The following is a 7262-nucleotide window of genomic DNA, read 5'->3' as shown; positions in this document are numbered from 1 at the left end:
ACGTTTACAAGACGGGCCGAAAGAGAAACCATTTTAAAAAGTGAATTCCCACAATTTTACGAAGATTACAAGGAGTGGGAATTGCTTAAAATGAATCGTTTTAAGGCGCTGGCCGAATTGGAAAAATCGAAATCGGGCCGTAAAATAGTGTCCGGGATGTTGCGTTTACTACTGCGAATATTCAGAAATAAAAGTGTTAAAGACCTATAATGATCCCTAAGATGCTACATTATTGCTGGTTTGGACAAGGCAAAAAACCCGAGCTTTTTAAACAATGTCTGGAAAGTTGGAAACGCTATTGTCCCGATTTTGAAATTGTAGAGTGGAATGAATCGAATTCGAAGCAATTTTCAAATCCCTTTTATAAGAATGCCCTCCGAAAAAGGAGATATGCCTTTGCTGCCGACTGTATTCGCGTTAAAGTGTTAAGAGAACATGGCGGAATCTATTTGGATACAGATATGTTATTGGTAAAGTCTATCGAACCCTTGCTTTCTTTCGATTTCTTTACCGGATATGAGGTTGAAGACCGAGCTGCCTATGGTTTTTTCGGAGCCAAGGCAAACCATCCTTTACTTCAGACCATGGACGATTTTTATACGACAATTGAATTCAATCCGTTTTCACCTCCTGTAATCACACATGCTTTTAAGGATATTGTCAATGAATCTAATCTTGCTGAAAACGACAAAATTTTCCCCCCGGATTATTTTTATCCCTTGCCTTATCAGAAGAAGGATGAGGATTTTTCAACCTTTGTTACCGAAAACACCTATGCGGTTCACCTTTGGGATCACTCCTGGAAGCCCGAAGGGAAAGAGACTATTAATTCACTGCTAAGAAATTTGGGCACCGTGGTATGCGATTTTGTCTGCTACAATTATTCGTATTCTTATTTTAAAAGATATTTTAGAGAGTTTTCCAGAAAGTTATATCATAGATTAATCGGAAAATCAGGCGTATGAAAGTAGTTCAAATTACAACCTCCTCCAAAGGTGGCGCCGGAATTGCCGCCCTTCGATTGCACCACGCATTGAGGGAGCAAGGGATTACTTCGGCATTTCTTTCGAAAGACCTCACCATCAATTTTAAAGGCGAAACGGTGGAAGATTCTTTTCTCGACTATCAAAGACCTTCTACCATTCAAAGGATCATAAGAAAATTACAGCGCATTTTTGTACCCACTCCATTTCAAAAAGCAACGTCTCGTTTGTCTGCAATAAATAACAAGCTTCGGTACGAGAATCTGTCCTTGCCGTATAGTTCCGTGCAATTACAGCAACATCCATTAGTGCAAAACGCCGATCTGCTTAATTTACATTGGATTAGCGGGATCGTTGATTACAACCGTTTTTTTTCGAGCATACAAAAACCCGTTGTTTGGACCCTGCACGATATGAATCCGTTTTCGGGCCTGTTTCACTATCGGAGTGATGAGATACACAATAATGCCGTTGCTTCAGACATAAATGAGCAGATGGCCGAGTACAAACGAAATGCGCTTCAGAAAATTAAAAACGGTGCTATCATTTCGCCTTCCCAATGGCTACTGGAAGAAGCAAAGGGCAGTGGTTTTTTTAAACATTTTTCAGTAAAAAGATGTATTACCAATGCCATCGATTTGGAAACCTTTTCAATTCAGGACAACCACAAATTAAGGAAACAGCATGAAATTGAGGCAACTGATTTTGTATTGCTTTTTATTTCACATTCACTGGAAATTAAACGCAAGGGATTTGATTTGCTGTTGGAGGCCTTACCACATCTTTCTCACCTTCCACTTACTATCCTCACGGTGGGGAAAGGTGCGTTGAAAAGCCCTGTCAGTGATATAAAAATTATATCTTTAGGGAAAATTAATACGCAGGCCGAAATGGCAGCTTGTTATACGATGGCAGACGCTTTTGTTATGCCTAGCAGAGAAGACAATCTGCCGAACGTGATGTTGGAATCTTTTGCTTCGGGAACACCGGTAATTAGTTTTGGCGTAGGTGGTATGAAGGAGCACATAAGGGAAGCTAGTACAGGGATTTTGGCCGAAGAAGTTTCGGGAGTGGCCTTGGCAAAAGCGATTCAGCAATTTTATGACACACGAAATAATTACCAAGCAGAAACGGTTCGTGCATATGCCGAGAAGCATTTCAGTTTTAAAAATCAGGCAACAGCCTACCACAAGGTATACCAAGAGCTGTTATCATAACATAAACGAGTAAATAGTACAATGAAGGTAGCATTTATCACAGGAGTAACGGGACAGGATGGAGCTTATTTAAGTGAGTTCCTATTGAAAAAGGGATACACGGTTCACGGACTAAAAAGACGATCCTCCTTGTTTAATACAGATAGAATCGATCATTTGTATCAGGACCCCCATATATCGAGTCGGAATTTTGTGTTGCACTATGGCGATATGACCGATAGTACCAATTTAATTCGTTTGATCAATGAAATTCAGCCTGACGAAATTTACAATCTGGCGGCTATGAGTCATGTGCATGTTTCCTTTCAAATTCCGGAATATACAGCCAATGCCGACGGAATTGGCTCTCTGAGGATCCTGGAAGCTGTGCGATTTCTTGGTTTGGAGAAAAAGACGAAAATATATCAGGCTTCTACCTCCGAGTTATACGGAAAGGTACAGGAAGTTCCTCAAACTGAAAGTACACCTTTCTATCCGCGAAGCCCCTATGGCGTCGCAAAACTCTACGCCTATTGGGCCACAGTCAATTACCGGGAAGCGTATAATATGTTCGCTTGCAACGGTATCCTTTTTAACCACGAATCTCCCATTAGAGGAGAAACTTTCGTTACTAGAAAAATTACCAGGGCTGCTTCCCGAATTGCATTGGGTCTGCAGGATACTCTCTATATTGGAAATCTGGATGCCAAAAGAGACTGGGGACACGCCAAAGACTATGTGCGTATGATGTGGATGATCCTTCAAGCCGATGAACCCGAAGATTGGGTGATTGCAACGGGAAAAACCACTTCGGTACGTGATTTTATACGTTTGGCTTTCGCCGAAGTGGGTATAAGTTTAGAATTTAAAGGCGAAGGAGAGAATGAAAAGGGTTATGTAAAGGCCTGTGCCGATCGGCGTTTTCAAATTGAGATCGGTAAAGAAATTATAAAAGTAGACGCCAATTACTTTAGACCCACCGAAGTGGATTTATTGATTGGTGACGCAAGCAAGGCAAAAAATAAATTGGGTTGGGAACCTAAATACAGTCTGCAAGAATTGGTGGTCGAAATGATGGCGCACGACGTAAAGCTGATGCAAAAGGATCAGTACCTGCGAGAAGGAGGCTTTAGAACCCATAACTACTTTGAGTAAGAAGCATGAACAAGAATACTAAAATTTATGTGGCTGGTCACCGAGGTCTGGTTGGAAGTGCAATTCTGAATGTCTTACAGCAGAACGGCCATACAAATTTAATTACAAGAACCCATAAGGATCTCGATCTCACCAATACCGAAGCAGTAGCCTCTTTTTTTGCTTCCGAAAAACCCGAATATGTTTTTTTGGCAGCGGCCAAGGTGGGAGGAATCGCTGCTAACAATACCTATAGAGCCGAATTTATCTACGATAATTTGATGATTCAGAACAATGTGATTCATCAAAGTTATTTGCATGATGTTAAAAAGCTTCTTTTTCTTGGCAGTACCTGCATTTATCCGAAGAATGCGCCTCAGCCGCTTAAAGAGCACTATTTACTCACCGATGTTTTGGAATACACCAACGAACCCTATGCCATTGCGAAAATAGCCGGGATTAAGATGTGTGAAAGCTATAATATACAGTACGGCACCAATTATATTTCGGCCATGCCAACCAATTTGTACGGCCCCAACGATAATTTCGATTTGGAAAAGGCGCATGTATTACCTGCTTTGTTGCGAAAAATTCACCTAGGAAAAGCTTGGGAGGAGGAAAACTGGGAGGCAATTCGAAAGGATTTAAATCGATTACCCATCAAAGGAGTCGATGGGAATGCTTCAGAAGAAGCTATTGGTAAGATGTTTAATCACTTCGGACTTTCAAAAGAAAAGGAGTCGGTCATAGTTGAAATCTGGGGAACCGGAACACCCATGAGGGAATTTTTGTGGGTTCAGGATATGGCTGAGGCCTGTTTGTTTTTAATGGAACGCGCTAATTTTTCGGATTGCATTTCAGATAAAAAGGAAATTAGAAATACCCATGTAAACATTGGAACGGGAACGGATTGCAGTATTACAGATCTGGCAACTTTACTTAAAAAGGTAATTGGATTTAAGGGAGATTTTGTATTTAACACCAACAAACCCGATGGCACCATGCGTAAGTTAACCGACGTTTCTAAAATTAATACAATGGGATGGAAGGCGAAGGTGAAATTAGAAGAAGGTGTTGCGAAAATGTACCGTTGGTATTTAAAATAATTGGACTTGAAAAATAAGATTAAGAACTTCCTCAACACACTACCCTACATAAAAGCATTATATGCTAAAAATGAAGCTTACGATACGAATTCCTGTTTCCCTCCCGGACATTATTATTCACCTATCGTATTGGTAGAAGAACTGAAGAAAAGAGAGCACGAAATATGGAAGCACAAGGAAATTGACGGGATCAATGACATTAATTTAAATACTGAAGAACAAAAATCGTTTGTTTCAGCGCTTTCAGGCTATTATAAAGACCTTCTATTTAAAGATACACCTTCAGATGCGCTTCGATATGGGTACAAAAACGGTATGTACGAGTATACCGACGCAATACTACTTTACGCCATTATTAGATATTTAGTACCCAAACGAATTATAGAAGTTGGATCTGGTCATTCTTCAGCCTTAATGTTGGATGTGAACGAGCTGTATTTCAATAACGAGATACAACTTTCTTTTATAGAACCCAACCCCGAAAGGCTGTATAACAATATTCGAGAAAATGATAAATCACGTACAACTATTTTAGAAAAGAAAGTACAGGAGATTGATACTTCATTCTTTTCAGTTTTACAAAAAGGGGATGTTTTGTTTATTGACAGCACACATGTATCAAAATGTGGCAGTGATGTTAATTATATTTTATTTGAAATACTACCTGTGCTAAATCCCGGTGTTTTTATACACTTTCACGATATTTTCTATCCCTTTGAATATCCAAAAGATTGGGTCTTTGGTGGGAGAAACTGGAATGAAAATTATTTACTGAAAGCATTTCTAATGCATAATAACGATTATAAGATCAGAGTTTTTTCGCACTACCTGCATACGCATCATCCGGCTGTATTTGAAAACATGCCACTGACTTATAAAAATGTTGGCGGAAATTTATGGATAGAAAAATTAAGATAAGGTATAAGATAAGGTAAATGAATCCCAAGCTCTCCATCATTACGATAAATTACAACAATGCCCTGGGGCTTCAAAAAACAATCGAATCGGTTGCCAAACAACAATTTAAAGATTTTGAATTCCTGATAATTGACGGTGGTTCGACCGATACGAGTTTGGGGATCATTGATAAGCACGCGCCTGAGATTACGCATTGGATAAGTGAGCCGGATACTGGTATCTACAATGCCATGAATAAAGGGATTCGAGCTTCCAAAGGTGAATATCTGCTGTTTTTGAATAGTGGTGATGTTCTCATATCCAAGAATGCAATCCAGGATTTTATCGAACATCCATTATTTGATGGAGAGATCATCTATGGAGATTATCGATTTGAAAATGGCGAAAAAAGATATCCCGATGTATTACCTCCCGATTATTTTATGAAAACATCCCTTCCGCACCAAAGTACTTTTTTTAAGCGGGAGCTATTCGATCGTCTCGGCCTTTACGATGAAACCTATAAAATAGGTGCCGACAGGGCTTTTTATGTAAAATGTCAGGTGTCAGGAAATGTGAAGTTTCAGCATATTCCTTATTTTCTAACCCTTTTTGACCTTTCGGGACTAAGCAACAATCAGGACTTTTTACAACGTAAAAAAGTGGAGGATATTCGGCTGTTAAAAGAAGGCTATGGTGAAAAATATGCTATCTACAGAGAACATTTAGAAAGAGAACGGCTTCAGAAAGAGGCTGAGAGAAATTCCATAAGAGGAATACTAAAACGAATTTCAAAACGCATAGGTAAATTATGGAAACCCCGCTCGTAAGTGTTATCATACCGACCTATAATCGTCCAAGTTTACTAAAAGAAACCTTGGAGAGTATTAGTGCTCAGAGCTATCAAACTGTTGAGGTTATTGTTGTGGATGATGGTACATCGGGGAATGAAAATGAACAACTTTGTGCTTCCTACCCCAAGATTTTATACACGAAAATTGAAAACAGTGGCGGACCTTCAAAGCCAAGAAATACAGGAATTAAATTGGCAAAGGGAAAGTACATTGCCTTTGTTGACGATGATGATCTTTGGTTGCCCAAAAAATTGGAAAAGCAAATTGCCATTTTGGAAGCACACCCCGATTACGGACTGGTTCACACCCCTTGTAAGGTTATAGATTTAGAAGGAAACGAAACAGGCGTAGTTGTAGGTAAACCGGGAAGCCCCGATGTAAAGCACGGTGATGTAAAAATGCGAATGATGGGTAATTGGACGCTTATGATGCCAACGGTGCTTATTCGGAAATCGATAGTGGATACAGTTGGATTTTTTAATGAAAAAATGCCGCAGGCAGGAGAAGATGTTGAATTTTGGACGCGATGTTCTTTTTATACTTTATTTTATTATTTGAACGAACCACTTGCTTTATACCGGGATCATTACAGCAATAGTAGGGTGTTAGTAAAAGAGTATTTAGAACTGCCCAGATATCTTAAAAAAGTGATAGATAAAATGTTTACCGAAGGAAATATCGATAGTGGGGAAAGGAAACAACTTTTAGACAATGTGGTAAGACAACAGCTAAAAGGTATTTCTTCCCGAAAATGGAAAACAATCATCTATACATTCAAGCTGAATCCTTTTTGGTTTCTTAACTTTGGAAATATAAAGTTATTACTCAAAAGATTGAGTAGCTCCTAAAAATGTCTATTGATGCGAAAAGGCACTAATCCTTTTAGTAATGCTAAAATAAAGCGTGACGCTTATCATAGAATAATTGTCCCGGTGTTTATTCCCAATCTCAAGGAGGAATATTTTTTTCATGGTTTGGAAGTGACCAAATTATGTTTGGAGTCCTTAATTCGTACCCGACATCCCAAAACCTTTCTCAGTGTGGTAAACAATGGAAGTTGTAGGGAGGTGACCAATTATTTACAACAGCTAT

Annotated in this window: 8 protein-coding genes and 1 pseudogene; all 9 read left to right on the top strand. The window is 39.2% G+C overall.

Annotation, left to right across the window (positions count from 1 at the left end; translation table 11 throughout):
* Positions 1-210, top strand: a 210-nt coding sequence (locus tag K8F54_RS12145; RefSeq protein WP_290791331.1) for a hypothetical protein, incomplete at its 5' end; no start/stop codon positions are given.
* Positions 210-965 carry a glycosyltransferase gene (locus K8F54_RS12140; protein ID WP_290791329.1) on the top strand — a complete coding sequence of 252 codons (756 nt, stop codon included), beginning with the start codon at positions 210-212 and terminating at the stop codon, positions 963-965. The genes K8F54_RS12145 and K8F54_RS12140, both read left to right, overlap by 1 nt.
* Positions 962-2200, top strand: a complete 1239-nt coding sequence (locus tag K8F54_RS12135; protein WP_290791327.1) for a glycosyltransferase — start codon at positions 962-964, stop codon at positions 2198-2200. The genes K8F54_RS12140 and K8F54_RS12135 overlap by 4 nt, the downstream gene beginning before the upstream one ends.
* A 21-nt stretch (positions 2201-2221) precedes the next feature.
* Positions 2222-3334: a GDP-mannose 4,6-dehydratase gene (gene gmd, locus K8F54_RS12130; RefSeq protein WP_290791325.1), complete on the top strand. Its 1113-nt coding sequence runs from the start codon at positions 2222-2224 to the stop codon at positions 3332-3334.
* 5 nt (positions 3335-3339) lie between these two features.
* Positions 3340-4419: a GDP-L-fucose synthase gene (locus tag K8F54_RS12125; protein ID WP_290791323.1), complete on the top strand. Its 1080-nt coding sequence runs from the start codon at positions 3340-3342 to the stop codon at positions 4417-4419.
* Positions 4420-4425: 6 nt separating this feature from the next.
* Positions 4426-5337: a class I SAM-dependent methyltransferase gene (locus K8F54_RS12120; protein WP_290791321.1), complete on the top strand. Its 912-nt coding sequence runs from the start codon at positions 4426-4428 to the stop codon at positions 5335-5337.
* Positions 5338-5354: 17 nt separating this feature from the next.
* A complete protein-coding gene (locus tag K8F54_RS12115; protein ID WP_290791319.1) occupies positions 5355-6146 on the top strand; it encodes a glycosyltransferase family 2 protein in 792 nt (263 codons plus the stop codon).
* Positions 6128-7018, top strand: a complete 891-nt coding sequence (locus K8F54_RS12110) for a glycosyltransferase family A protein (RefSeq protein WP_290791317.1) — start codon at positions 6128-6130, stop codon at positions 7016-7018. Before K8F54_RS12115 ends, K8F54_RS12110 begins: the two co-directional genes overlap by 19 nt.
* Before the next feature lie 12 nt (positions 7019-7030).
* A pseudogene (locus K8F54_RS12105) lies at positions 7031-7262 on the top strand (glycosyltransferase family 2 protein); the annotation flags it as partial.

This window comes from Altibacter sp. (genome assembly GCF_019913785.1).
Taxonomy (GTDB): Bacteria; Bacteroidota; Bacteroidia; order Flavobacteriales; family Flavobacteriaceae; genus Altibacter.
Note: the sequence above shows the minus strand (reverse complement) of the source record. Positions and strands in the feature narration are given on the sequence as shown.

Bases quoted from the DNA above. Each gene is read 5' to 3' on its own strand.
- K8F54_RS12135 (WP_290791327.1), top strand. From the start codon at position 962: ATGAAAGTAGTTCAAATTACAACCTCCTCCAAAGGTGGCGCCGGAATT.
- K8F54_RS12125 (WP_290791323.1), top strand. From the start codon at position 3,340: ATGAACAAGAATACTAAAATTTATGTGGCTGGTCACCGAGGTCTGGTT.
- K8F54_RS12140 (WP_290791329.1), top strand. From the start codon at position 210: ATGATCCCTAAGATGCTACATTATTGCTGGTTTGGACAAGGCAAAAAA.
- gmd (WP_290791325.1), top strand. From the start codon at position 2,222: ATGAAGGTAGCATTTATCACAGGAGTAACGGGACAGGATGGAGCTTAT.
- K8F54_RS12115 (WP_290791319.1), top strand. From the start codon at position 5,355: ATGAATCCCAAGCTCTCCATCATTACGATAAATTACAACAATGCCCTG.
- K8F54_RS12110 (WP_290791317.1), top strand. From the start codon at position 6,128: ATGGAAACCCCGCTCGTAAGTGTTATCATACCGACCTATAATCGTCCA.